The sequence below is a fragment of the Campylobacter sp. FOBRC14 genome, from assembly GCF_000287855.1.
GTDB lineage: Bacteria > Campylobacterota > Campylobacteria > Campylobacterales > Campylobacteraceae > Campylobacter_A > Campylobacter_A curvus.
On record NZ_ALJJ01000014.1, the window covers coordinates 44,953 to 70,688 of the forward strand.

Annotated in this window: 18 protein-coding genes and 1 pseudogene; 8 read left to right on the forward strand and 11 right to left on the reverse strand. The window is 46.4% G+C overall.

What is annotated here, in order from left to right:
* Nucleotide 1: 1 nt before the first annotated feature.
* Nucleotides 2–1,900 (reverse strand): annotated as a pseudogene (locus HMPREF1139_RS06950) (TonB-dependent receptor domain-containing protein).
* A 341-nt stretch (nt 1,901–2,241) separates the two neighbouring features.
* On the opposite strand from HMPREF1139_RS06950, the gene petA reads away from it, so the two are divergent.
* The 3 genes from petA to HMPREF1139_RS06965 are packed head-to-tail and all read left to right on the forward strand — an operon-like array spanning nt 2,242 to nt 5,051.
* A complete protein-coding gene (gene petA / locus HMPREF1139_RS06955) occupies nt 2,242–2,745 on the forward strand; it encodes a ubiquinol-cytochrome c reductase iron-sulfur subunit (protein ID WP_009650717.1) in 504 nt (167 codons plus the stop codon).
* A 9-nt stretch (nt 2,746–2,754) separates the two neighbouring features.
* Nucleotides 2,755–3,999 (forward strand): cytochrome b, encoded by a 1,245-nt coding sequence (locus tag HMPREF1139_RS06960; protein WP_009650694.1) that lies wholly within the window; start codon nt 2,755–2,757, stop codon nt 3,997–3,999.
* Nucleotides 4,000–4,001: 2 nt separating this feature from the next.
* Nucleotides 4,002–5,051, forward strand: coding sequence for a c-type cytochrome (locus HMPREF1139_RS06965; RefSeq protein WP_009650712.1), 1,050 nt, complete (start codon nt 4,002–4,004; stop codon nt 5,049–5,051).
* Nucleotides 5,052–5,197: 146 nt separating this feature from the next.
* Here HMPREF1139_RS06965 and HMPREF1139_RS06970 read toward each other — a convergent pair whose 3' ends face one another.
* From HMPREF1139_RS06970 to nifJ, 10 genes are all read right to left on the reverse strand, one after another.
* A complete protein-coding gene (locus HMPREF1139_RS06970) occupies nt 5,198–6,751 on the reverse strand; it encodes an ABC transporter ATP-binding protein (RefSeq protein ID WP_009650759.1) in 1,554 nt (517 codons plus the stop codon).
* On the reverse strand, nt 6,732–7,565 hold the full coding sequence (nikC, locus tag HMPREF1139_RS06975) for a nickel ABC transporter permease subunit NikC (RefSeq protein WP_009650711.1): 834 nt from the start codon (nt 7,563–7,565) through the stop codon (nt 6,732–6,734). The genes HMPREF1139_RS06970 and nikC overlap by 20 nt, the downstream gene beginning before the upstream one ends.
* Nucleotides 7,562–8,494 carry an ABC transporter permease subunit gene (locus tag HMPREF1139_RS06980; protein ID WP_009650683.1) on the reverse strand — a complete coding sequence of 311 codons (933 nt, stop codon included), beginning with the start codon at nt 8,492–8,494 and terminating at the stop codon, nt 7,562–7,564. The genes nikC and HMPREF1139_RS06980 overlap by 4 nt, the downstream gene beginning before the upstream one ends.
* Nucleotides 8,491–10,032 (reverse strand): nickel ABC transporter substrate-binding protein, encoded by a 1,542-nt coding sequence (gene nikA / locus HMPREF1139_RS06985; RefSeq protein ID WP_009650733.1) that lies wholly within the window; start codon nt 10,030–10,032, stop codon nt 8,491–8,493. Before nikA ends, HMPREF1139_RS06980 begins: the two co-directional genes overlap by 4 nt.
* Nucleotides 10,033–10,233: 201 nt before the next feature.
* Nucleotides 10,234–10,725, reverse strand: a complete 492-nt coding sequence (gene fldA, locus HMPREF1139_RS06990; RefSeq protein WP_009650744.1) for a flavodoxin FldA — start codon at nt 10,723–10,725, stop codon at nt 10,234–10,236.
* Nucleotides 10,726–10,736: 11 nt separating this feature from the next.
* On the reverse strand, nt 10,737–11,456 hold the full coding sequence (locus tag HMPREF1139_RS06995; RefSeq protein WP_009650745.1) for a hypothetical protein: 720 nt from the start codon (nt 11,454–11,456) through the stop codon (nt 10,737–10,739).
* A 3-nt stretch (nt 11,457–11,459) separates the two neighbouring features.
* On the reverse strand, nt 11,460–11,774 hold the full coding sequence (locus HMPREF1139_RS07000) for a DUF2325 domain-containing protein (protein ID WP_009650746.1): 315 nt from the start codon (nt 11,772–11,774) through the stop codon (nt 11,460–11,462).
* Between the two features lie 132 nt (nt 11,775–11,906).
* Nucleotides 11,907–13,622 (reverse strand): hypothetical protein, encoded by a 1,716-nt coding sequence (locus tag HMPREF1139_RS07005; RefSeq protein WP_009650718.1) that lies wholly within the window; start codon nt 13,620–13,622, stop codon nt 11,907–11,909.
* A 373-nt stretch (nt 13,623–13,995) separates the two neighbouring features.
* Complete coding sequence (locus HMPREF1139_RS07010) at nt 13,996–14,688, reverse strand: aspartate/glutamate racemase family protein (protein WP_009650714.1); 693 nt, start codon at nt 14,686–14,688, stop codon at nt 13,996–13,998.
* 282 nt (nt 14,689–14,970) lie between these two features.
* Nucleotides 14,971–18,585 carry a pyruvate:ferredoxin (flavodoxin) oxidoreductase gene (gene nifJ, locus HMPREF1139_RS07015; RefSeq protein WP_009650761.1) on the reverse strand — a complete coding sequence of 1,205 codons (3,615 nt, stop codon included), beginning with the start codon at nt 18,583–18,585 and terminating at the stop codon, nt 14,971–14,973.
* A 637-nt stretch (nt 18,586–19,222) separates the two neighbouring features.
* Here nifJ and HMPREF1139_RS07020 point away from each other — a divergent pair.
* The 5 genes from HMPREF1139_RS07020 (at nt 19,223) to HMPREF1139_RS07040 (ending at nt 25,732) form a co-directional block, all read left to right on the forward strand.
* Entirely contained in the window at nt 19,223–20,395 is a 1,173-nt protein-coding gene (locus HMPREF1139_RS07020) for a sugar transporter (RefSeq protein ID WP_009650667.1), read from the forward strand.
* 484 nt (nt 20,396–20,879) lie between these two features.
* Nucleotides 20,880–22,502: an HAL/PAL/TAL family ammonia-lyase gene (locus HMPREF1139_RS07025; protein WP_009650705.1), complete on the forward strand. Its 1,623-nt coding sequence runs from the start codon at nt 20,880–20,882 to the stop codon at nt 22,500–22,502.
* A gap of 11 nt (nt 22,503–22,513) precedes the next feature.
* Complete coding sequence (locus HMPREF1139_RS07030) at nt 22,514–23,674, forward strand: Opr family porin (RefSeq protein WP_009650672.1); 1,161 nt, start codon at nt 22,514–22,516, stop codon at nt 23,672–23,674.
* A 109-nt stretch (nt 23,675–23,783) separates the two neighbouring features.
* Nucleotides 23,784–25,346 (forward strand): flavocytochrome c, encoded by a 1,563-nt coding sequence (locus tag HMPREF1139_RS07035; RefSeq protein WP_009650716.1) that lies wholly within the window; start codon nt 23,784–23,786, stop codon nt 25,344–25,346.
* The gene (locus HMPREF1139_RS07040; protein WP_009650671.1) at nt 25,340–25,732 is read left to right on the forward strand and encodes a cytochrome c3 family protein; all 393 of its coding nucleotides are present in this window, start codon (nt 25,340–25,342) and stop codon (nt 25,730–25,732) included. The genes HMPREF1139_RS07035 and HMPREF1139_RS07040 overlap by 7 nt, the downstream gene beginning before the upstream one ends.
* Nucleotides 25,733–25,736 lie beyond the last annotated feature (4 nt).

Here is a 25,736-nt window from a genome sequence, read left to right on the forward strand (position 1 = left end):
TTTAGAAATTTACGTTAAAGCCAAGCTGGAATTTGCGTCCGTCCATCACGATCGCTTTGACCGGCTTTTGATCTATGAGCTTTTTATCGAAAAGATTATAGACGCTAAAATTTATACTCGCGTTTTTGGTGATTTTATAATTCACCCCGATATCGGTCAATGTGTAAGAATTCGTGCTTAAATTTACGCCGTTTTTGATCTTGCCTATGTAATCGACCTGCGCCCAGAAATTTAGCTCTTTATTAAAGTCGTAATCAAGCCCTGTTTTTAGCATATGACGTGGCAGATCGTTTAGAGATTTACCCTCGTTGGAGCCACTTTTTTGCTTTGACTGTGTATAGGTGTAGTTTGTGTGAAGGGCTAAATCCCGGAGGATATCCCAGTCAGCGGTGAGCTCTACGGCGTTTATCTCGGACTTGCCGACATTTACCTTTTCATAGATAGAAAAATAGGTCTTACCTTTGTAGGTGCAAGTCCAAGTGGCGGGATTGTAAAAATTAGCCCCGCTTCCCCAGCCACCGCATAATACGGCGTCGTCGATCTTATCTTTAAAGTCGGTGTGAAACGCCATCGCCTAAAATTTTAAATTTTGATTGTTGTCAAATGAAAATCCCGCTTCGTAATTCACGCTGGACTCCGACTTTAAGCTGCTTCTGCCTAGCCTTATGCCACGCCCTTGGTTGATCGGTATAGTTATACCATCGGCTCTATCGTCGATATTTGGCGTAGAGTATCCGGCCGAAACGCCGCCTTTTAGCGAGAAGTTATCGTTTATATGATAGACGATATATCCGCGCGGCGCGATGTGCCCGCCGTAGTCTTTGTCGTGATTGTATCTTAGCCCTGCTAATAGCGTGAGTGCGTCAGTGACGTAAAACTCATCCTCACCGAATATAGAAAAATCCCAGCGTGATAGGCTGTTGTCATCAACGAGGCTTTTTGACTTTTGTTTATAGTCGATCTTTTCATGACGATACTGCACGCCAAGTGTTAAGGTGTTCGAGTCGAAAAAATACGAGCCCTGAGAGTTAAAAACGCTGGAACGCAGCTTTATATCGTTTTGCGCGTGGTCGGAGTCTGATTTTGTGAGGTCTTGCATGATGTAGGTATCAAGGGCTAGCTTGTCGTTGTATCTGCCACTATGAGAGAGTGAAATTTGCGTATTTTCGTCGTTTTCGTGCGACTTGTAGCCAAGGTACGATGTCCTGCCGACCGTCCTTGTATTGATGCCTTTGGCACGCTTTAGATCAAGTACCAGCGCATCGTCATCAGTAACGTTATAAATGAGCTTTGCACCGTAGTTTTGTTCGGAATTTTTTGGATTTTCGTAGTCGTATTTATCCTCGAATTTATGAAAATATCTGTCGTAAAGCGAAAAGCCCAAGACATCGGGAATTAACGCGCCACTTAGATAGATACCCGTGGAGTAGTCATTGCCTATATCTTTATGCTTTGCTAGCGTGTAGTAGCTGTTTATATTGCCTGTAAATTCGTTTGAAAAGCCCTTGGTGATGATGTTGATGACGCCACCCATCGCGTCAGTACCGTAAAGCGAGCTCATCGGACCCCTGATAACTTCCACTCTTTGGATGGTGTTTGCAGGTGGTAAAAAGCCCTGAATCCCGCCCTGCGAGCCAAAGCCAGGAAAGCCGCTTTCATTTGAGATCGGACGACCGTCGATCAAAATTTTAGTATATTTTGAGTCCATGCCGCGCATCCTGATGTCGCTTTTGCCCTTCATAGAGCTGTTTCTAGGTGCGGCAAATACGCCCGGAGAGTCCTTTACGATGTCTGCTAAGTCTTTGTGATTTTTCTTTTCGATCTCTTTTTGGTTGATGACCGAGATAGACGCGGGCGCGTCTTTGATATTTTGTGCGAAACCGGTCGCACTGACGACCACCTCATCAAGCTTGACGTCCTTTACTTCGTCGGCTAAAAGGTAGCCGCTAAAGACATGTGAAATTTACGCATTTTTTGCCTTTAGTTTAAATTTGATTAGAAATTATAATTCACAAAATATTAATCTTTTATAAAATAATGAGACATATTATTAATATCGTTAAATATTTTCTAAGCCTTATGGCTTCCTTGATTTTTGGTAGCAATAGCGTCTAAACATTGATACCTTTTGAAACAAAGTCTAAATTTTTATTTGCTTTAAAATTCTAATAATACAAGATTATACTTTTTTTAATTTTAGCGCAGTATAATTGTTTAAATTTCATTATAGAAAGGAAATTAATGTCAGTAAAGCAAGAAAGACGGGATTTTATCGGTCTTGCGTTCGGTGCGGTCGCGGCTGTGGGCGGCGCACTCTCGCTGGTAGCCGTTAAAAAGACTTGGGATCCGCTTCCTAGCGTGAAAGCGGCGGGTTTTACGACGGTCGATCTAAGCCCGATGAAAGAGGGGGAGATGAGACAGGTCGAATGGCGCAAAAAGCCTATTTTCATCCTGAAAAAGAGCACGAGCATGGCTGCAAACGACAATCGCGATGTCGTCGTCGGCGACGCTAGATATATCGTCGTCATCGGACTTTGCACACACCTAGGCTGTATCCCCGAGTATAAAGCCAGCAAGCAAGAATTCATCTGTGCCTGTCACGGCGGCATATTCAATGTCGATGGAATCCAGACCTACGGACCGCCGCCAAGACCGCTTGACATACCTCCATTCAAGATAGACGGCACAAAGCTCGTTTTGGGCGAAACTAGCCCCGAATACGAAAAACTCGTAGCAAAAGCATAGGAGGCAAAGATGGCACAAATTCATAAATCAAGCGGCGTCATCGACTGGCTGGATCAAAGACTGGCATTTACCAAGCTGATGAAAGTGCTCGTCAGCGAGTACTGGATACCAAAAAACATAAATTTCCTTTGGGCGATGGGTGTTATCCTAACGACACTCTTTTTGTTACTTATCGTTACAGGCTTCTTACTTTTGATGTATTATAAACCGGATGTAAATTTAGCATTCGACAGTGTGAACTATACCATAATGCAAGAGGTCGAATACGGCTGGCTGTGGCGACATATACACGCGATCTCGGCATCGGTCGTCTTTCTCATAATGTACATCCACCTTCTTACCGGACTTTACTACGGCTCATATAAAAGAGGCCGCGAGGTCATCTGGATAAGCGGCATGGTGCTTTTCATCTGTTTTTCAGCTGAGGCCTTTAGCGGATATATGCTACCATGGGGACAGATGAGCTACTGGGCGGCGACTGTGATCACCCAGCTATTTGGCGGCGTGCCTGTCATCGGCGATGCACTGGTCGAGTGGATACGCGGAGACTACGCGGTAGGCGACTCCACACTGACACGATTTTTCATGCTTCACGTGTGCTTGCTACCGTTAGTCACGATAGTGGTTTTAGTCATCCACTTTTACTCGCTTCGCGTCCCGCACGTAAATAACCTAGACAGCGAGGAGATCGACTTTGAGCTAGAAGCTAACGAATACCTAAACGGCGACAGGAGCAAAGCCAAGGTCATACCGTTTTGGCCGGGCTTTTTGGCTAAAGACTTTATGTATGTCTCGTTTTTCATGATATTTTTCATATACCTTGTGTGCTATCACTTCAACTTTGCGATGGATCCGATAAATTTCGAGCCGGCAAACGCGCTCAAAACTCCGCCGCACATCTATCCGGAGTGGTATTTCCTCTGGCAATATGAAATTTTACGCGGATTTTTCTTTGACATACTTGGAATTTCAGCCTACAATATCGGTCTGATGGCATTTGCCTTTGCAGGAGTGGCGTTCATGCTGATCCCGCTACTCGATCGAAGCGACGTAGTAGCTCCGGCACATCGCCGCCCGCTATTTTTCGTATGGTTTTGGGTACTAGTCATCGACCTCATCGTGCTTTCTATCTACGGCAAGCTACCTACCGGCGGCATCAGCGACTGGATAGGATTTTTCTCGTCGCTACTATTTTTGTTTTTATTCATCGTCGCCTTGCCTACGATCACTATACTTGAAAGAAAAAGGGGATAATTATGAAAGAGCTTAAAATTTTTGCCATAGTTGTCGTCCTTTCGGGAGTTTTATACTGGGGTATCGAGCCTTACGCTCACAGCAAGCTTCATCCGCATACTGCGGCCGCCGAATACAACTTCTCGGCAGAAGATACCGACTACGCGAAGCATTTTTTAGAGGAAAAGATAAAGGCGCTTGACGAGGCTAAAAAAAGCGGCAATGAAAACGCAGTGCAAGCGGCACAAAAAGATGTCGATACCGCACAGAAAATTTTAGACGATTACACCGCATTTTGGGCTGATATAAACGCGATCGATCTAAGTAAGGGCGACGCGGCCAAAGGCGCTGAGACATTTACGGCCGGAGGCTGTGTCGGCTGTCACGGGGTAGAGGTCGCTGGTATGCCTGCACCTATGGATAACGAAACGGCTAGCCAGACATTTGGCGTAGTGCCGCCTGATCTTAGCACTGCGGGTAAAATTTACGACGATAAATTCCTGGCCGCACTCATCAAAAATCCTACGATGGCGCTCAAGCTGGCTCATAAATTTAACGACGAAAAGCCTTTCCCTATGACTGCATTTTTCGGAGCCGGTGGCGAGGATATGAACAAAGAGATAGCCGATATCGTGGCCTATCTAAAGTCTGTTTCCGCAGAGTATGAGAAGCAACACGGCGCCATAAGCGACGCAAAGCTCTTTGAGGACGCATGCCAAAGATGTCACGATATGAAATACGACAAAAAATACGCCCTTAGCAACAAAGTGAATCTAGCCGCCTACATGGGCTCTAACCCTCCCGATCTTTCGATGATGATCCGCTCTAAGAACTCGGATAATTATCTGGCTAAATTCATCAACAATACGCAAAAGATGCTACCGGGTACCTCTATGCCGCGTGTGGGTCTGGATAAAGCCGCTGAGGACCAGATCGTATCCTACATACAAAAAGTGGGTGATAGCAAGAAAGATGAGCGCGAGAGCCTCGGAATTTACGTGATGATCTACTTTTTCATACTTGGAATTTTCGCTTGGCTTTGGAAGCGTAAAGTCTGGAGCGAGCTTCACTAAAATTTTACGGCTTGTCTTAAGGGGCAAGCCGTGAGATACATAGTGTTACCAGATTTTGAAAGGTCCTGTTTAGATGCCTTTAAAGAAACGCTTCATAAAATTTGACTACGCTAGAGTGCTTAAAATTTTAAAAAATCAACAATCCGCTAAAACAAAGCCGCACTTTCCAGCTCTTTTCCAAACTCGGTGCTAAATTTCTCATCGGCGCTTATCTTTTCTGCGATCCTGCCCTCATCAAGCAATATGATCTCATCGCAAAATATCCTTGCAAGCGCGATGTCATGCGTGATAAAAAGAAACGACAGCTCGTTTTTGAGTGCCAAAAGTAGCTGTAAAATTTGTATCCGAAGTGTCAGATCGAGGTTTGAAAGCGTCTCGTCAAGTATCAAAATTTTAGGCTTTATCGCTAGGGCGCGAGCTAGGCAAACGCGCTGGATCTGCCCTCCGCTGAGGCTAGTGGCTTTACGCTGCAAAAATCTCGGCTCAAGCTGCACGAAGCTAAGCATCTCAAGCACGCGCGTCTTGATCTCTTGCGCGCTAAATTCGCCAAGATACATAAGTGGCTCTTTTATCACGTCAAACACGCTTGAAGCGGGATTTACCGAGCTTAGTGGGTCTTGAAAGACGATTTGCACGTTTTTGTAAAGCTCTCTTCTGCTTGCCAGCGTATCGACACGCAGTTTTTCACCAAGAATCTTCACCTCGCCAAAGCTAGGGCGCATCAGCCCCATGATGATGTTTGCTAGCGTGCTTTTGCCACATCCCGATCTGCCAAGTAGCCCGAGCGCACGGTTTTTACGCAGATTAAAGCTAACGTTTTTTAAAATTTCACTCTCTTTTTTGCCGCCAAAGAGCGTATAGCTGGCGTAGGAGTGACTTAGGCCCGATATCTCGATAGCAGTCGGTGCGTCTAAATTTACATTTGCTTTGACACCGTCTGAGGCAGGAGTAAATTTCATCAGGTATTCAAAAGCCCCCACCAGCTCGCGACTAGCAGGGTGAGTCGGACGCTCAAAAATTTCCCTCGTATCGCCGCTTTCTACGATGCGCCCTTCGCTCATCACGGCAAGTCGGTCAGCCACTTTCGCCACCACGCCAAAATCATGAGTGACAAGCAACATGCCGATATTTCGCTCTTTGACTAGTCGCTTTAAAAGCTCTAAAATTTTATCTTGCGTCAGCAGATCAAGATCGGTCGTAGGCTCGTCGGCTATTATAAATTTAGGAGAGACCAGCAGTGCGAGCGCTATCATAGCGCGCTGGAGCATACCCCCGCTCATCTGGAAAGGATACATATCATAAACTAGCTCCCCAAGCCCGACATCAGCAAGCGTGCTTACGATGAGCTCTTTAAAATTTCGATCCGCCCTGCCGACCGCCCTTAGCGAGTGTAGCGCATGAGTGCCGATGGTGAGGATAGGATTAAAGGCTGTTTTTGGGTTTTGCATGATGATAGAGATAGGGCGTAGGCGCATATCGCGGCTATTTAGCTTGGTGCCGTTATATAAAATTTCGCCGCTCGTTTTTTTGAGCGTAGCGGGTAAAAAGCCAAGCACGGACATCGCGCTTAGTGTCTTTCCGCTGCCACTCTTGCCCACAAGGGCTAAAATTTCGCCCTGACCTAGCTTAAAGCTCACGCCCTTCACCAGCTCGTGCTCGCCGTTAGTTATGTTTAAATTTTTAAGCTCGAGCGTATTCATCGCAAACCTCTAAATTTTGCCCCGCATCAAGCTTGTCGCGAAGATGATCGCCTATGATGTTAAAGCTAGCCACGCATAAAAACAGCGCCACGCCAGGATAGAGCATGAGCTCTGAGTGAGTGAATATAAAGTCCTTTGCATCGCTTATCATTATGCCCCACTCGGCCTTTGGTGCACGCACGCCAAGCCCAAGGAAGCTAAGGGCCGAGATATGAAGCATGATGTGTCCGATGTCTAGCGTGCCAAGTATCACGCACTGTGAAAGTATCGGGCGCAGCATATTTTTCTTAAAATTTACAGTCTCGCTCGCGCCGCTGATACGTGTTATGAGGATGTATTCTTTGTTTTTTAAAGACAGCACGACAGATCGCACCATCCTAGCGTACCATGCCCAGTGCGATACGGCGATCGCGATGATGACGTTTATGAGCCCGGTGCCTAAAACGCCCACCAAAAACAGTGCCAAAATGATAGTCGGAACGCTAAAAAACACATCGCAAATTCTCATCAACACCTGATCTATCCTGCCACCCACAAAGCCGCTGATGGCACCCACTAGCACGCCTATTAAAAGGATCAGCCCAAGCGTAGCAAACGTCGAGCCAAGAGAGACGCTAGAGCCGTAAAGAAGCCTGGAGAACACATCTCTGCCAAGATGATCGGTGCCTAAAATATGCTCGCTGCAAGCAGGCATAAATTTAGCCGACAAATCGATCGCCTCCGGATCATAAGGTGCGATGATGGGCGCGAATACGCAAAATATCACCATCAAAGCCGCCACTACGAAAGCAAGCTTTAAAACAAGCCCTCTCATACCGCAAGCCTCACGCGAGGGTCGATGTATGCGTAGATTATGTCGATTATGAGGTTGCTTACTATAAACACCAGCGCCATGAAAAGGATGAAGCTTTGGATGACCGGATAGTCGTTGTTTATGATAGCAGCGACCGTGTATCTACCTATGCCCGCGTATGCAAAGACGTTTTCGATCACCATCGCAGAGCCCACGAGCTCGCCAAGGTGCATGCCAAGAGCCGTGACGATAGGTATGAGCGCGTTTTTCAGAACGTAATGGACGATGACTTGAAATTTAGCGATGCCACGCATATTTGCGTATAAAACATGCCTTGAATGCATGAGCTCTAGCATATTTGTACGTATGAGCCGCGCATTTATGGCTATACTCATGAACGAGATCGCAAAGGCGGGCATGATGATATGGCTAAGCCCACCCGTGCCAAACGGAGGCAAAATTTTAAATTTCACCGAAAAAACGCTGATTAGTATGAGCGCCAGCCAAAAATTCGGCGTGCTCACGCCCAAAAACGATATGAACCTCACGATATGATCGACCCATTTGTCCTTATAAAGCGCGGACAAAATTCCAAGCGGCAAAGAGACCGCGACCGTAAGAAGCAAAGCAAAGCCGATCAGCTTTAGCGTGTTTGGCAGATAATACGCCATATCCGCACTTACCTGCGAGCCCGTGATATACGAGCGTCCAAAGTCAAGCGTGAGCGCCTTTTTAAGCCATAAGAGGTATTGCTGTAAGAGCGGTTTATCTAGCCCTAACACCTCTTTGGCGTGGGCTAGAGCTTGATCGCTTGGCGAGATACCAGAGGCGTTTAGATAGCTCATCGCTGCGTCAGTGCCGTTTAGACGGAGTATCAAAAATATAAAAACCGACACCACCAAGAGCATCGGCACGATATAGGCAGTCCGTCTAAAGATATAGCTTTTCATTTAGGATAAATTTCGTTGAATGGGTAGTGATTTTGAAAGATACTAGTCCTTGCTCCGCCTACTTTGTCGTTTGATATCCAGATCATGCTCTCATGTGAGATAGGCAGATATACGGCCTCGTCATGAAGCCTTGTAAGGACGTTTTTTATGAGCGAGCCTTTTTTGTTCTCATCGAAAGTCTTTAAAATTTCACTTATATTTTCATCTATCCAAGCTTTGTCTTTTAGTCCAAGCTGAGCTTGATAGTCCGCGTGAGAAGGCAGTCTCATCGAGGCTAGAAACATCACAGGATCATAAGGTACGCCCCAAGTGGAGTTAAATATCATGCCAAAATCGCCACTGCGTTGCTTTTTATAAAATATCGTAGATTCATCGGCATTTAGCTGTAAATTTACGCCGATTTGCTTCAGCTCGGCTTGTAAAATTTCGCCGATGCTCTTAAACGTGGCGTTAGTACCGATATAAACCAGCTCGATCTTAAGCTCCTTGCCGCCTTTGTATCTTATGCCGTCTTTGCCCATCTCCCAGCCGCCTTTTTGCAAAATTTCATTTGCGGCCTTTTTATCGAATTTATACGGCTTAAGCTCTATGTCACAATACGGCAACTTACTGTAAAATAAGGCGTCAGCGCTCTTTTGAACGCTAAAAAATATGGAATTTGCGATCGCGTTTTTATCGACGGCTAAATTTAGCGCCTCCCTCACGGCGCGATCGTTTGTCGGGGATTTATTAGAATTTAGCGCCAAAACGAGCGTGTTCATAGGCTCCGAGACCTTGACCTCGTAGCTTTTTTTGAGCTCGTTTATCATATCAAAAGAGATCTGCCCGTTGCCGTAGATGAGATCGACCTCACCCGTCTGAAGCGCGACGACCTTTGTGTTTGGATCGGGTATCACCTTTGCGACTATCTCGTCAAATTTTGGCTTTTGGCCCCAGTAGTTTTCATTTTTTACGAAAATATCGTTTATGCCAAGCTTGGTAGAGGCCAGCTTCCACGCACCGGTGCCCACGGGAGCGATGATGCCGTCTTTTGTGCTGTTAGTGTCCTTCATCGCTAAAGGCGAGATAAATCTAAACGGACGCACCAAAGAGAGCTCTTTTAATGTCGGCTCGTAAGCGTTTTGCAGGTGCAAAGCGATGGTTTTATCGTCTATTATCTCGCAGTCTTTTAAGATATTTGCAAGCTCCAGCCATTTGTGTCGGTCGCGATTTGCCAGTATCGCGTCAAAATTTAGCTTTACGGCCTTTGCGTCAAAGCTCGCTCCGTCGCTAAATTTCACCCCTTCTCGTAGCGTGAAAACGTATGTTTTGCCCTCATCGGCGATCCTCCAGCTAACGGCTAGCTTAGGCACTATTTTGCCATCCTCGCTATACTCGACAAGGCTCTCATAAAGCATATCTTGCGCCCACATCTCGTTTGGCGAGTAAAGGTGCGGATTTAGCGGGCCTACGTTTTTTGATGTAGCGAAATTCAGCGTATTTTTAGCCTCTGCAAAAGACAAAAGCAATACCAACGCCAAAAAAATATTTTTAATCATTCCTACCCCCTTAAATAATACTGAAAATATATTTGTAGTATTTTAATGGAATTTAGCTGCGATTGTCAAGTAAATTTTATCTCGTTATTTCAAAAACGCAAAAGTCAAAGTAGCGAAGCGACTAGAATTTAAAAAATTTAAAAGCAAGCCGACGCCCCACATAAGCAGGGCGTCAAATTTAAAGAATTTTAGTTTAGGGTCTTAAGCAAAAAATGGCTTTATCTGCTCTATCCAAGCAAGGATCCTGCCTTCGGTCTTGTCGCTTTCATTATCCGCATCGAGTGCAAGACCTATAAATTTACCGTTTCTTACGGCATCAGAGCCGTCAAATGTGTATCCGTCGGTGCTCACTTCGCCTACCGGCTTTGCACCTTGCGCCACTACTGCGTCATAAAGCTTAGCCATGCCGTTGCAGTATTCGTCCGAGTAGCTCTCGCTGTCGCCCATACCAAAAAATGCGGCCGTCTTACCGCTAAGCTTTAATGCGCTAAAATCAAATGCGTCCCAGTCGTCTTGTAAGTCGCCGCTACCCCATGTAGAGGTGCCAAATATCAGCTTATCAAAGCTATTTATCTTTTGCGCATCGATGTCACAGATATTTAAGACTTCATTCTCAAGGCCTAAATTTTCGCCTAGAAACTGAGCCGCCTCTTCAGTATTTCCCATACTGCTTCCGTAGATTATACCTATCATCTCTTTCCTTTTTAAAAAATTTTATTACTAATCGTATAAGGCACGAGCTTTAAAGAGCCTTGCATGCAGCCGCAATGCCTAACCTCAACATGATGTTTAAACTCTTTATTTCGCGGGAAAACGATGTAAATTCTCTCGTGATTTTTAGAATTTAAAACGCCCACAGCACGATTTATCTCGTCGCTAAGATTTCGCATGTCATCAAGATTTACGTATTTAAAGCTTGGCATAACGCTAAGAAGCTCTCTGCCGCCTTGTCTGATCGAGATGATACCGTTTTCAAAAGCGACCTCTTTGTCGTGATGTTTGGCGGCTATTTTATCATAAACAAACTGAGAAAACATATCGTTTGCGTCAAGACAAATTTCAAACTCCCCCTTTGCATAAAGCATCTTTATCATCTTTGCAGCCACGTGTTTTGGCTGCTTTGCGATAAATTTCAGCGAGCTGAATTCATTTTTTAAATATGCGCTTATAATGGCATTTGAGGCCAGGCAAAGGCTATTTGCGCATTTGGAATTTAAAAATTTAGGCTTTAAAAGCGTGTTTATGCGAGCGTTAAAAATATCTTTGATGTTCAAAAATTTCGCGTAGCTAAGCGGGATAGCCAGATCCCGCTCGACGCTAGCGTTGTAAAGCGTGATGAAAATTCTAGCTTGCGAGAGCTTGTCAAGCCCTGCAAAAATACTTGGAGTTATTTCGCCAATATCTGATGAATGCCCGAATTTCATCGATTATTCTGCTTTGCATCCAAATTCCTTATCCAGTCCAAAGACCTTGCAGTATTCGCAAAATACGCAGCTGACGCTTCGTTTTGCACAGACTATCGGGATGTTGCGTTTTTTGGCTTGAGTTTTTATCGTTTTCATCGTGTTGTGATTTAAAAAACTAGTCAGCATCACGACGCACTCGGTATCTTGAGGGATAGGCTTGCGATTTACGCGGTTTTCGTTTCTGGCATCCCAGTGCTCGATCTTTTCTGCGCCCAAATCATGCAAAACGGCTTTTATTGGCGTTATCTCATCTGCTCCGATTACTAAAACTGACATATCAAACTCCTAAACTAAATTTTATTGATAGTGATTATAAGTTATCTTAGCTAAATTATTTCTTAGTTATGAAATTTATTATCAATTTATGAGAAGAATCGTAACATGAAATTTAAAGGCTTTGTTTTACCTTTAGGCTAGCTTATCGACTTTAGGATAAAATCTATCCTTCCTGTCCGCTTTAAAATTTTCATCGCCGTTTAGAAATTTATCTATGTAGGTTATGTTGTAAAATTCCTTTGCGACCATGATATTGCCGTTACTTAGATAGATCGCGTATTTGTTGTCCGTGAGCCTTGAGACTAGCTTCGCACCAAGCTCTTTTAGGCTTTTAAACTCATTTTTGGCTTCATCGGCTTTGACCGCTATCTTGTCAAAATCAAGCGAATTTATCTGTTCCTCACTCATCGTTTGTATCTCTTGGTTCGGGCTGATGCGTTTGTCTTTGCTGAGGGAATTTAGACTGCCCGTGTCAGAGTAAAGCTCATTCACCACGATCTCGCGTCCGCTGTCAAATCTAAGCGTGATAAACCCGCTCTTGTTAAGCTTCATCGCTACGACCGCATCGGTATCTTTTAGCGCGTATGCGGTGGCCTTCTCGTCATTTTCAAAGCCAAATTTCACCCTTTGCAAATTCTTTTGGCTAAAGCTCATTCCCGTTGCAGCTTTAAACTCGTTTTCGATGCTTACCATACGCGAGGATTTGGTCGTTCGCAGCTTTGCTATCAGCACATCGGCATCTGGCGCACCGCTATCTTTTAAATTTTTGATCAGCTCATCGACTCTCTCGTAATGCTCGCTTGAGGCAGCCATGTAATCCTCATAAAGCTTTTTAAAATTTTGCTTTTGATACTTCGTGTAGGAGAAGTCCTCGCTAAGGCCCTCATGCGTCTTTACGATCGGGTTGAATTCCGCCAGGCGCGCGTTGCCGTCCAGGCTCTTTTTAAGATAGGCAAAATTTATTAGCTTACTGGTTTTGTTAAAGACTTTGTTGTCTCTTAAATCGACCCAGCCGTCCGCTCCGGCATATTTTTGAAAGAAATTTTGCACTTCGTCGTTTTGCAGCCTCTCGTATCGATATTCGGCCTTTACGAGCGTGTAAGGGTTTGACGCGTTGCGTGTTTGGCGGTAGTCGAGATAATCTATATTTTTCTTTTCGAGTAGATATTTTTTAGCATTATTTTTTGGTAGCGCATCGATCTTGGCGTTATATTCGTCCGTCTCTTTTTGCGCGTAGTTTATTATCTCGTCTTTTATAAATTTCGTGAGGTCTATGCCGTTAAGCAGATCGCTAAGCCTTGAAATTTTCTCATTCCCGTCTTTATCGTAGCCCTTGATCTTTATCTTGTAAAACAGCTCGTCCTCTGACGAGAGCGTCCCGTCCTTGTTGCTATCAAGCCCAAATAATGCACTAGCACCGTTTAGCTCCAAGGTATTCGTCCCGTCATCATAAAAGTCTAAAAACAGCTTCACATCACCGTAAGCGTTCTTTAAGGCTTTTAAAACGCCATCATCGTTTAAATTTTTATATTTTTTGTCAGACACCGCCCAAAGATCGCTTTTTACATCTCCCGAAAAGGACTTGTCTTTATCCATGAAAGCTTGTGCGTTTATGGAGTTGAAATACAAATTTTCATTTATGCCGTTCGTGCCGAGCTTATATCCGGCTGCCTCGGCACTTATGTATTCAGAAATCAGCCTTTGCGCCTCTTTTTGCAAGCTCTCTCTTTGATTTAAAAGTATAGGATCTATCTTTTGCGCACCGGACGCATTTAGCTGTAAATTTTTGATATCCGTATCGATAGCGTAAGTATCGCGAGCTAAATTTAAAGTGCCGACGATGTTCATTTAACATCCTTTTAAATGAATTTCTTTTTATATCGGCAAAAATATATAAAAATTTTAGACTCTATTAAAATATTTCATTGATTTTCAGCTTTCAAAGCAGGAGAATGCGAACAACATACCTGTAAAAACTTTATGAAGCGGATGCTATTGCCACCGATTTTTGCTTCGTGCTATGCACTCGTAACGAGACTTCGCTACGAGGACAGGAAAGCGGTAGCTGACCACGTAAATCGTGCTATATGTTCGGCGTCTTACGGAGTGAACAAGGTTTTTGCTTTACTTCGTTCGCAACTGCAAAGCAGAAGCGAAGCAAGTGTCAATGATTTATTATAAAAGAGTCTTTCTTTTTATATCGACAAAAATATATAAAATTTTACTGAGCCAAAGCCAAATTCACAGCCTCGCTGATATGTATCAAAGTGGTGTCAAAGAGTCTCGCGTCCGTATCCTTTTGCGCTACCAAAAGCCCTATTTCGGTGCAACCAAGTATTACACCCTTTGCGCCGCAAGCCTTTAAATTTACAATGATAGAGAGAAATTTTTGCTTTGAAGCGGGTGAAATTTCACCATGGCAAAGCTCGTCAAAGATGACGTCATTTACGAGTTTCATCTCGTCCGCGTTAGGAGTAATGACCTCTACACCGCCACGCATTAGCTCATCTTTATAAAAAGGCTCGCTCATCGTGTAGATCGTGCCAAGCAGTCCCACTTTATCTATATCGCATCTTTTTAGCTCCTTTAGTGTCGCAGTGGCGATATGCACTACGGGCACGCTCACAGCGCTTTGCACCGCGTCATAGACCTTGTGCATGGTGTTCGTGCAAATAAATATCGCGTCCGCACCGCCTCTTTGTAAAATTCTAGCGTGAGCGGCTAAAATTTCGCCCGCCTCGTCCCATTTGTCAAGCCTTTGGCACTCTTCGATATGCTCGAAATTCACGCTACTTAGCAAAATTTCGCCGCTATTTAGCCCGCCAAGCCTTTCGTTTATCTTTTTGTTGATGAGCTGGTAATAAGCGATCGTCGATTCGTAGCTCATACCACCGATAAGACCTATCTTTTTCATTTTAGCTCCTTTAAATTTAGAACGAATTTTAGCCAAATTTAATAATAAAGTCAGAAAACGATGAGGTAAAATTTCACATGGCAACGAGGGTCAAGCTGATTTTTAAACCTGCCGTTAGGCAAGTAGCAGGTCATGAGCGAAATTCTAACCAGCCAAAATCAGACAGGCGAAAGCATAGCCGCGATTTTCGTTCGTGATGAGCGAGCGATTTACAAACACCATAAATAAAATTTTAAACCAAAATCCGCACAAACCAGCATCCATGCGGCTTAAATTTTAAATTTACGCCTCTACCGCCATGTCGGTAGCGGTCTCGCTCGTCTGCGCGTCAGCAGAAATTTCTTGCTCCACCTCATCGCTAAAATCAGCCATTGCAAGGCGTTTTAGCTGGCGGTAGCGACGTTTGGCGTCCTCTTTATTTTTGCGTAGTAGCTCGTCTGCGTGCTCGGGGTTTGTCTTTTTGAGCGAGTTGTAGCGCACCTCGTTTAGCAAAAACTCCTCGTAAAGCGTCCAGTCAGGCTCTTTTGACGTCATTTTCAGAGGATTTTTGCCCTCTTTCATGAGGCGCGGGTCGTAGGTGTAGGTCGGCCAGTAGCCGCACTTCGTCGCTAGCTCACCCTGTCCGCCAGAGTGCGCCATGCCGCCTTTGATACCATGCGCGATACACGGCGAGTAGGCGATGACGAGACTTGGACCTTCGTAAGCCTCCGCCGCCATGATCGCTTTTATCGTGTTTGCTTGGCTGGCGTTGGAGTTTATCTGCGTGACGAAGATGTTGCCGTAGGTCATCGCGATGTAGCCCAGATCCTTTTTTTGCATCGGTTTGCCCGAGGCGGTAAATTGCGCGATCGAGCCAGCGCGGCTTGATTTGGAGCTTTGACCGCCTGTGTTTGAATACACCTCTGTGTCAAGCACCAGCACATTGACGTTTTCACCGCTTGCTAGCACGTGGTCTAGCCCGCCAAAGCCGATGTCATACGCCCAGCCGTCGCCACCGATGATCCATTGCGATTTTTTGGCGAGATATTTTTTGAGGCTTAAAATTTCGCGCACGCCAGGAGCGCCCAAATTTTGCTCTAAAATTTTAACTAGCATATCGCGGATCTGCGCGCTCTTTTCGCCGTCGTTTTTGAAATTTATCCAGTCGGTGTAAAGTGCGGCGAGTGCGTTTGGCACGGCATCCTTGGTGCGAAGCATGATGTCTTCGATGCGGTGGCGGATGGTCTCGACCGCTACGTTCATACCCATGCCAAATTCGGCGTTATCCTCAAATAGCGAATTTCCCCACGCCACGCCGTGTCCGTCTTTGTTCGTCGTGTATGGCGTGCTAGGCGCGCTACCTCCATAAATAGAGCTACATCCTGTGGCGTTTGCCACGATCATGCGCTCGCCAAAAAGGCGCGTGATGAGCCCGATATATGGCGTCTCGCCGCACCCCGGACACGCTCCGTGAAACTCAAACAGCGGCTGTGCGAAGCTCGATCCTTTCACGCTTTCTTTGCTCATGAGATCGTCTTTGTAGCTCACATTTTTAAATAAATAATCAGCGCTAATTTGCTCGTTTTTATCAAGCTCCTCGCCAAGAGGCACCATCACGAGCGACTTTTCCTTGCTCGGGCAGTTTTGCGCGCAAAGCTCGCAGCCGGTGCAGTCAAGCGGACTGACTTGAATTTTATATTTTAGCCCTTTGAGCTCTTTGCCTTTTGCGTCCAGGACGTGATCTTTGACGCTTTGCGGGGCGGAATTTAACTCCTCGTCATTGATGAGAAACGGGCGGATGACCGCGTGCGGACAGACGAAGGCACACTGGTTGCACTGGATACAGTTGCCCTCGATCCACTTTGGCACCATGACGCCGATACCGCGCTTCTCGTAAGCTGTCGAGCCGTTTTCAAAATGTCCGTCCTCAAAACCCAAAAACGCCGAGACCGGCAGGCTGTCGCCCTGCGCGGCATTGATCGGTTTAACGATATTTTCGATAAATTTATTGCCCCTATACGCACTCACGCCGCTATGGTTGTCCTCGCTTAAATTTACCCACGCAGGATCGATCGCGACCTTCACCAGTCCGTCAGCGCCCACGTCGATCGCCTTGTAGTTCATCTCCACGATCGCTTCGCCCTTTTTGGCGTAGGCTTTGTGGGCGTATTCTTTCATGTATTTTTGCGCGTCTTCAAAAGGGATGATGTCTGCAAGCTTGAAAAACGCCGACTGCATGATCGTGTTCGTGCGGTTTTTGAGCCCTATTTCGCGGGCGAGTTTGGTGGCGTTGATGATGTAAAAATTTACGCTTCGCTGGGCTAAAATTTTCTTTACTTTATTTGGTAGCTTCGCCACAGTTTCAGCCGCGTCCCAGATGGAATTTAAAAGAAACGTTCCGCCCTGTCTGATACCGCCGATCACGTCGTAGATGTCAAGATACGCCGCGACCGAGCAGGCGACAAAATGCGGGTTTGAGACGAGGTAGGTCGAGCGGATCGGGTTTTTACCAAAGCGTAGGTGCGAGCGCGTGTAGCCACCTGATTTTTTGCTGTCGTAGGCAAAATACGCCTGCGCGTAAAGCGGGGTCTTGTCGCCGATGATTTTGATGGAGTTTTTATTCGCTCCGACCGTGCCGTCCGCGCCAAGTCCGTAAAATAGGCACTCTTTGACGCTCTCGTCACTTAGTGAAATTTTCTCCCCGACAGGTAATGATGTAAATGTCACATCATCGACGATACCGACGGTAAAGCCGTCCTTTGGTCGCTCTAAATTTAAATTTTCAAACACGGCCAGCATTTGTGCGGGATCAACGTCCTTTGAGCTTAGACCGTATCTGCCGCCCACGATCACGGGCTGGTTTTCGCGTCCGTAAAATGCCGCTTTGATGTCAAGATATAGCGGCTCGCCCAGGCTACCGGGCTCTTTCGTGCGGTCTAGCACGGCGATGCTTCGCACGCTTTTTGGCATCACATCAAAGAGATATTTCACGCTAAACGGACGATAGAGATGCACTTTGATGACGCCCACCTTTTCGCCCTTTGCGCGTAGATGATCGACCACTTCTTCAAGTGTCTGCGTCACCGAACCCATCGCCACCACAACGCGCGTCGCGTCAGGATCGCCGTAGTAGTTAAAGGGCTTATACTCGCGTCCGGTTATAGCTGAAATTTCACGCAGATACTCCGCCACGATGTCAGGCACGGCGTCGTAGAAGCGATTGCTAAGCTCTCTTGTCTGGAAGTAGATGTCATCGTTTTGCGCTGTGCCGCGGGTTTTTGGGCTTTCTGGATTTAGCGACTCGTCTCTAAATTTTTGCACCGCGTCTTTATCAAGAAGCCTATCAAAGTGAGAATAATCCATCACCTCGACTTTTTGTATCTCGTGGCTCGTGCGAAAGCCGTCAAAAAAGTGCAAAAACGGCACGCGCCCCTTTATCGCGGCAAGGTGAGCGACGCCCGCGATATCCATCACCTCTTGCACCGAGCCGCTAGCTAGCATCGCCCAGCCCGTTTGGCGACAGGCGTAGATGTCTTGGTGATCGCCAAAGATCGATAACGCCTGAGCCGCCAAGGAGCGCGCGCTAACGTGGATGACGCCAGGCAGCAGCTGCCCCGCGATCTTATACATATTTGGGATCTTTAAAAGCAAGCCCTGCGAAGCCGTGTAGGTCGTGGTCAGTGCGCCTACTTGCAGTGAGCCATGCACCGTGCCCGCAGCTCCGCCCTCGCTTTGCATTTCGACGACTTTAACGGGCATACCAAATAGATTTTTCTTGCCCTGAGCCGCCCACATATCGGTGTAGTCCGCCATCGGCGAGCTAGGAGTGATCGGGTAGATGCCTGCGACCTCCGTAAATGCGTAAGCCGCGTGCGCCGCAGCCTCGTTTCCGTCCATAGTTTTCATTATTTTACTCATTATTTGCCCTATTTTGAAAATCTTTAATTATAAGATTAAATCCTAAAAATTTACCTTAACGCGCCGATGTGATTTTAAAATTTAGCGTTTTGTAAATTTAGCAAAGTCCAAAATTTAGGGATTTTGACGCGAATTTAAAATTTTGCTTTCGGACGATTTTGATAAAAGGTAAGTGCAAATTTAGGTTTAAATTTGGACTTTGTTTTGGTAAATGTTTAATATACTAAACGCTTCGCAAATCTTATTTGCTGTGAATTTTTAAATTTAACGTTGCAGCGCCGTCAGGCACGAATGCAACCTCTTAGGCGTGCAGTGAGCGAACACGTTTGCAGACACGAGCAGTGTCTGTCGTGTGAGCGAAAAATGGCAAGGGCGGAAAGGGGCGATACTCGAACGCTGGTCGCGTTCTTCCGCAAGTAGAAACACCATTCCTCTCCTTGAAAAAATAATAATGGAATAACGCGCATATTTGCGGATACAACCAGCGTCCGCTTTTCGCTACTTGCTCGCATCTTAAATTTTTACACTTCACTTAAATTTACAACACCGCGTCAAATCCAAAAATTTACAACCCAAATTCCCACCCTCGCCCATCATAAATTTTGCTAAAATAGACATTTCAAAAGGAAAAATTTTAATGATAAACGTTCATCGTATCGCCTATTTTAGGGTCATCGCGCTTGCATTTGCCGCATTTATCTTTAACACCACCGAATTTGTTCCTGTCGCCCTACTTAGCGATATTGCGAGCGATTTTAGCATGCGGGTTTCAGACACCGGGCTCATTATCACGATCTACGCGTGGATGGTCACGATCTTGTCGCTACCTTTCATGCTGATGACCGCGAAATTGGAGCGCAAAAGGCTGCTTTTAAACGTATTTTTGCTCTTCGTCGCCTGTCACGTTTTATCTGCCGTGGCGTGGGATTTTTGGGTGCTGGTACTCGCTCGTATCGGTATCGCCGCCTCGCACGCGATATTTTGGTCGATCACCGCATCGCTCGCCGTCAGGGTCGCGCCGATAAACAAAGGCTCGCAAGCAATCGGACTGCTCGCACTTGGCACGTCGCTTGCGATGGTGCTGGGGCTGCCGCTTGGGCGCGTCGTGGGCGATACCTTTGGCTGGCGCGTCACGTTTGGCTTGCTTGCGGCGTTTGCGGCGGCGGAAACGCTGCTGCTTTATAAAATTTTGCCTCTTTTGCCAAGCAGGCGCGCGGGCTCGCTCAAAAGCCTGCCGCTGCTAGCCAAAAAGCCGCTTTTGATGACGCTTTACGCCCTTACGGTGCTCATCGTGAGCGCGCATTTTACGGCGTATAGCTACATCGAGCCCTTTATCAAGCAGCTTGGCGCGAACGGGGGTGGCTTCATCACGATATTTTTGCTGATTTTTGGCTTTTCAGGCATCGTGGCGAGCCTGCTTTTTGGCAAATTTTACAAACTCATACCAAACGGCTTTCTGATAGTCTCGATCCTCTTTATCACGGCTTCGCTGCTGGCGCTAAATTTGCTCATCAAAAACGAGACGCAAATGCTGCTGTTAGCCTTTGTTTGGGGGCTTGGGATCTCCGGCATCGGGCTAAGTATGCAGATAAAGGTGCTAAATTTAGCTCCAGAGGCGACGGACGTGGCGATGTCGATATATTCGGCGATTTATAACATCGGCATCGGCGGTGGCGCGCTCATAGGGCATCAGGTGATGACGCACCTTGGGCTAGCGCGTGTAGGCGACGCGGGAGCGGTATTTGGAGCGTGCGGACTGGTTTTGTTTTGCGCCGCACTGCGGAAATTTAAACCCGCCGGCAAAGGGTAAATTTGGCTTTGAATTTATTGCCGCAAAGGGATAAATTTGCTTTGGGGATGTAAATTTAGCCCGCTAACTTTGTGAAATTTGATTGCACCGCCTTTCTTGTCCGTCTCGTTAAACGATAGAATCAGGCGCGAAGTCGTAGTTTCTCCGCCTTTGCGCCAATTATTTTCAGCCCTTGTCCTTTACAAAACTCGCAAAGCACGAACCGCTTCGCTTCGGTGCGGGTAGCAGAGAAAATAATAAATTTTACACGCACTCAAAAATATTTTTCTTTCATAATAGCTTTAAATTTTGCAAATTTTAGTCGCGACAAATTTAAACAAACCGACAAAATCCCAAAAATAAACGCTTCAAAATCAAATTTAGAAATTTAAACCCGGCAAATATAAACATTTTAACAACACATAAAATCTAAATTTAACAAAAAAATTACTTTTTAGAAATTATATTTTTTTAAAATTACGTAAAATTTTTTAGGAGGATCAAAATGAAAATGCTTAAATGCTTGTCATTAGCAGCTGTGTTGGCGTTAAGTATAAACGCCCGGGATGTCGTATTAAACGGCGAAAACGTAACTCCGGCTCAGATCGTGGAAATTTCAAACGGAGCCAAGGTCGCAATCGATAAAAAAGCGATGCAAAAGGCGCGAAAAGCTCATGAAATTTTGCTTGACGCCGCAAAGGACGGACAGAAAATTTACGGACTGACCGTTGGCGTGGGGCTAAATAAAGATAAAAAATTCGTCGATGCGAAAGGAAATTTAGACTCCGAGGTCATCAAGGCTTCTACTGCGTTTAACATCGGGCTCATACATGCGCACTGTGGCGGTGTGGATGAGGATATGCCGCTGGCTACGGCTCGCGCGGTGCTTGCCACAAGGCTAAATAACATGCTGTTTGCCGGTGCGGGCGTGCAAGAAGACGTGATAAATTTGTATAAAGAATTTTTAAATCAAGACATCATCCCGGCTATGCCAAGCCGCGGCTCGATGGGCGAAGCCGACATCACGATCCTAGGGCACGTCGGGCTTGCGATGCTGGGCGAAGGGTATGTGTATTACAAAGGCGAAAAGATGCAAGCCGCCGAGGCGTTAAAACGTGCCGGGCTTAAAAAACTCTCTCCTTTTGGAAAGGACAGCCTCTCGATCTTAAGCTCGAACGCCTACTCAGCCGCGCTTGGCATGATAGCGCTAGAAGATATGAAGCAAGTGTTAAAAGTATCAAAGCTAGTGTTTGCGCTAAGTCTTGAAGCTCTAAACGGCAACGTCGCTCCATTTTCAAAAGAAGCCGCCAGCCTAAGACCTTTCCCGCAGTTTGAGGCGACCGCAAAGGAGATGAGAGAGATATTAAAAGACAGCTATTTGTGGGACGAGGACGGCGAGCGAGCGTTGCAAGATCCGCTTAGCTACCGCGACGCGTCATACTTTTTTGCAAGTTTAAAAGGCAGCATTGAAACCTTGGAAAATTTGATGAAAATTCAACTTAATTCATCCGACGATAATCCCGGAATTTTTATCGGAGATAAGCCTGCGAATACAAAATTTCAAGAAAGCAAACTCTTTACAAAGGACGGCGCAGTCGTGCCTACGTCAAATTTCGAGCCGCTTTTGTGGGTCGTGGAGTTTGAAAAGGCCTCCATCGTGCTAGCTCACAACTCAAAGGCTTCTAGCCTGCGCACCATCAAGCTTTCGGATGATAATTTCACTCATCTAAGCCGCTTTTTAGGCACTGACAAGACCGTGCATGCGTTTGGCGCGATGCAAAAGCCTTTCGTTAGCCTCGCAGGAGAGAATGAATTTTTAGCAAATCCCGCCTCACTTGATTACGTTCCGGTCGCCGGAAATATCGAGGATGTCGCGACGAATGCGCCGTTTGTGATGCAAAAGCTTCAAAAGCAGATCGACAACTACTATTACATCCTGGGTATGGAGCTCATCCACGCAGCCCAAGCCATCGACCTACGCAAGGCTAAAAATCCGAATTTAAAGCTCTCGCCGGCAACGCAAAAGCTATATGACGAATATCGTAAGGCGGTTAAATTTATGGATACGGACCGCGTTTTGACGGAAGATTTTAGAAATTCGGCTAAATTTTTAAAAGCGTATAAATAAAAGGCGGCGAAATGAAAAAGTTATTTTTACTTAGCGCTATCGCATGTGCGGCGTTAGCCGGTAGCGATACTCTCGCAGATGCACTTAAAAACGGCAAGGCAAGCGGCGATGTAACGGCATTTTCCGAAGGCCGCCACATCAACAAAGGCAATAAAAATTTATATTACAACAACACCTCTTACGTCGTGGGCTCGGTAGGACTAGGATATGAGAGCGATTACTATCAAAATTTTAAAGCCGTAGTCGGTTTTCGCGGTGCGGCGCCACTTTATGAAAGACATAGAAATCAAAAAACGCTTCACGGCACGGGAGATAGCACGGAGAGGATTTACGAGAACGACCGCTTTTTGATGTCGCAGCTATATCTTGAATATAACGCCTTCGATACGGTCGTAAAGGTCGGGCGCCAAAATATGTATAGCGACTGGCTTGGCAGATACAACGACGGCGTTAGCATCGTGAATAACTCCATTTCGAATTTGACGTTAGAGGGCTTTTACACGCGCGCTCAGGGCAGGGCTTCACACAAAGAGATGTGGGGCTTTACCAGCCGCAACAAAGAGCATGGCGGCGTGTTTAATGCCGGGGCGACGTATAAATTTACGGACGGGCTAAGCGCTAAAATTTACGGGCTTTACGCGAGCGAAGTATTTTCCGCCCTTGGCGGCAAGCTGATGTATGACGGGCATATCAGCGAGGAATTTAGCGCGGGCGGTATGATCCACTACGCTCAAAGCGACGAAAAGAAGCGAAAAGACGATGGCAAGATGTTTGAAGCGACCGCATACGCGAAATTTAACGAGCATAAATTTACGCTTGGCTACGCGCGCTCGGGTAAAGCTATCGGCTGGGGAAGTTTAAATTTAACCGGCGATCACATCGTGCCGTTTGAGGAGGGCGACGTGATGTATGAGCGTGACGCGAGGACGCTTTATGCGATGGTTGATACCAGCATAGAAAAGCTAAATTTGACCGTGCTTGCAGGTACGACCAAATACAAGCTAAAAGGCGGCGACTATAAAAACTACAAACAGCACGAGGTGAGCGTATGGGCTAGCTATCCGTTGATGGAAAATTTAAAAGCGTTTGTCATATACGATCAGGTGTTTAAAGCGCAACCGGGCTATCCGAGCTTAACGCAAATCGGCGCGGGGCTGACGTATAGTTTTTAAAATTTAATGTTTTTTATTTTGGCAGGTATGGGTGGTTTGTGTAAAAAATGCTTAGCAAATTTTAATCCATACTTAGCCAAAGAGGCGAATTAAGGAAAAAGGTAACGAAATGAAAAGCAGAAGAGATTTTTTAGGCGCTCTTTGCGGTATCACGGCGGCAGCGGCGATACCGACGTTTGCCGGTGCGAACGAGAGCGCGGAAAATATAAAATGGGACGAGGAGTGGGACGTGCTTGTCGTTGGCTCGGGCTTTGCGGGCTCGGCGGCGACCTGTCAAGCTCTAGACGAGGGCGCAAAGACGCTGATGATCGATAAGATGCCCGTTCTTGGCGGGAATTCGGCGATCAACGGCGGAGCAATAGCGGTCGTGGGGTCGAAATTTCAAAAAGAACGAAATATCGAGGACTCCTACGAGCTTTACGTCAAGGACATCTTAAAGGCGGGGCTAAATTTAAACAGGATGGATCTGGTTGAGGTCATCGCCAAAAACGGCAACGACGCATACGAATGGACGCTTAAAAAGGGTGTTTTTTACCGCGACGCCTTGGGGCAGTTTGGCGGACACAGCGTGCCGCGCACGATCTGGCCGGAGATAAACTCGGGCGGCAAGATCACCATCCCGCTTCAAGAATACGCGATGAAAAACGGCGCGACCATCCGCACGCGCGTGATTTTAGACGATTTTGTCAGGGATGAGAGCGGTAAGATCATCGGCGCAAAGGTCAGAGAAAACTACGACTTCGTATTCGATCCGCTATTTGACGAGGCGGATAACAAAAGCGGCGTAGTCAAATTTTACAAAATCAACGGCGGTATCGTGATGGCAAGCGGCGGCTTTTCTTACGACGTCAAATTTAGACAAACGATCGATCCCAAGCTCACCGCCGATCTTGACTGCACGAACCACTACGGAGCGACGGCATACGCGCTAAAAACGATGATGAGAAACGGCGCGGCGACCGTGGATCTAAACTGGATACAGCTTGGGCCTTGGGGCAGCCCGGACGAAAAGGGCTTTGGTATCGCGCCGGTGTTTGCCATTCCTGCGTTTAGCTACGGCGTGATGGTCGACGCAAGGACGGGGAAAAGATTTATCAACGAGCTAGCCGACCGTAAAATCCGCTCGGATGCGATACTTAAAATCCACAAAAACCCCGACGGCAGCCTCACTCACCCCGTCGTCATCTGCGATAGTATCGGCGCGCAGGGCACGACAAAGGCAAATGTGTATCGCGGCATCCACAAAAAGGTCATCCGCGTGTTTGACACCATAGAGGAGTTGGCTAAATTTTATAAAATCCCGTATGACGGGCTTAAAAAGACGATTGATGATTACACCAGATACGCTCATAACCAAAAGGACGAGGAGTTTGGCAAGCCTTTCTTTAAATTTAAAGGCATGATCCCGGATCTTACAAAGCCGCCGTTTTACGCGTGGCAAGCGCTACCAAAGGTTCATCACACTATGGGCGGCGTAGTGATAGACAAAGAGGCGCAAGTCTATGACAAAGACAATAAGCCGATCGCCGGGCTCTTTGCCGCGGGTGAAGCGGTGGGCGGACCGCACGGGGCTAGCAGGCTTGGCAGCTGCGCGATACCCGATTGTTTGGTATTTGGCAGGATCGCCGGCAGAAATGCTGCAAATTTGGCCAAAAAGGAGAGAAAATGCTAAAAATTTTAAAGATATTTTTAGCACTCACTCTTTGCTTCGGCGCGGCTTTGTTCGCTCAAAATTTAGACGCCAGCAAATACACGAAGCAAAACTATCCGATCAAAGAGCACCACGAAAGGCTAAATTTCACCTGTGCAAACTGCCACAAGGAAGCTGACCCCAAAGACTACAAAGCTCTTAGCACGAATGAATGCCTAAGCTGCCACAAAAGCTACGAAAAGCTAGCCGAGCGCAGCGGACATCTGGGATATGACGATAACGTGCATGCTAGCCCGCACTATCCGAACATGGACTGCAACATCTGCCACAAGTCGCACAAGCCTTCGCAAAACTACTGCGTGATGTGCCATTCGCAAGAGACGATGAAAAAAATATTGGTGCCATAAAGGA

Excerpts from the sequence above, each read along its gene's own strand:
- petA (WP_009650717.1), top strand. The coding sequence starts at position 2,242 with ATGTCAGTAAAGCAAGAAAGACGGGATTTTATCGGTCTTGCGTTCGGT.
- HMPREF1139_RS06960 (WP_009650694.1), top strand. The coding sequence starts at position 2,755 with ATGGCACAAATTCATAAATCAAGCGGCGTCATCGACTGGCTGGATCAA.
- HMPREF1139_RS06965 (WP_009650712.1), top strand. The coding sequence starts at position 4,002 with ATGAAAGAGCTTAAAATTTTTGCCATAGTTGTCGTCCTTTCGGGAGTT.
- HMPREF1139_RS06970 (WP_009650759.1), bottom strand. The coding sequence starts at position 6,751 with ATGAATACGCTCGAGCTTAAAAATTTAAACATAACTAACGGCGAGCAC.
- nikC (WP_009650711.1), bottom strand. The coding sequence starts at position 7,565 with ATGAGAGGGCTTGTTTTAAAGCTTGCTTTCGTAGTGGCGGCTTTGATG.
- HMPREF1139_RS06980 (WP_009650683.1), bottom strand. The coding sequence starts at position 8,494 with ATGAAAAGCTATATCTTTAGACGGACTGCCTATATCGTGCCGATGCTC.
- nikA (WP_009650733.1), bottom strand. The coding sequence starts at position 10,032 with ATGATTAAAAATATTTTTTTGGCGTTGGTATTGCTTTTGTCTTTTGCA.
- fldA (WP_009650744.1), bottom strand. The coding sequence starts at position 10,725 with ATGATAGGTATAATCTACGGAAGCAGTATGGGAAATACTGAAGAGGCG.
- HMPREF1139_RS06995 (WP_009650745.1), bottom strand. The coding sequence starts at position 11,456 with ATGAAATTCGGGCATTCATCAGATATTGGCGAAATAACTCCAAGTATT.
- HMPREF1139_RS07000 (WP_009650746.1), bottom strand. The coding sequence starts at position 11,774 with ATGTCAGTTTTAGTAATCGGAGCAGATGAGATAACGCCAATAAAAGCC.
- HMPREF1139_RS07005 (WP_009650718.1), bottom strand. The coding sequence starts at position 13,622 with ATGAACATCGTCGGCACTTTAAATTTAGCTCGCGATACTTACGCTATC.
- HMPREF1139_RS07010 (WP_009650714.1), bottom strand. The coding sequence starts at position 14,688 with ATGAAAAAGATAGGTCTTATCGGTGGTATGAGCTACGAATCGACGATC.
- nifJ (WP_009650761.1), bottom strand. The coding sequence starts at position 18,585 with ATGAGTAAAATAATGAAAACTATGGACGGAAACGAGGCTGCGGCGCAC.
- HMPREF1139_RS07020 (WP_009650667.1), top strand. The coding sequence starts at position 19,223 with ATGATAAACGTTCATCGTATCGCCTATTTTAGGGTCATCGCGCTTGCA.
- HMPREF1139_RS07025 (WP_009650705.1), top strand. The coding sequence starts at position 20,880 with ATGAAAATGCTTAAATGCTTGTCATTAGCAGCTGTGTTGGCGTTAAGT.
- HMPREF1139_RS07030 (WP_009650672.1), top strand. The coding sequence starts at position 22,514 with ATGAAAAAGTTATTTTTACTTAGCGCTATCGCATGTGCGGCGTTAGCC.
- HMPREF1139_RS07035 (WP_009650716.1), top strand. The coding sequence starts at position 23,784 with ATGAAAAGCAGAAGAGATTTTTTAGGCGCTCTTTGCGGTATCACGGCG.
- HMPREF1139_RS07040 (WP_009650671.1), top strand. The coding sequence starts at position 25,340 with ATGCTAAAAATTTTAAAGATATTTTTAGCACTCACTCTTTGCTTCGGC.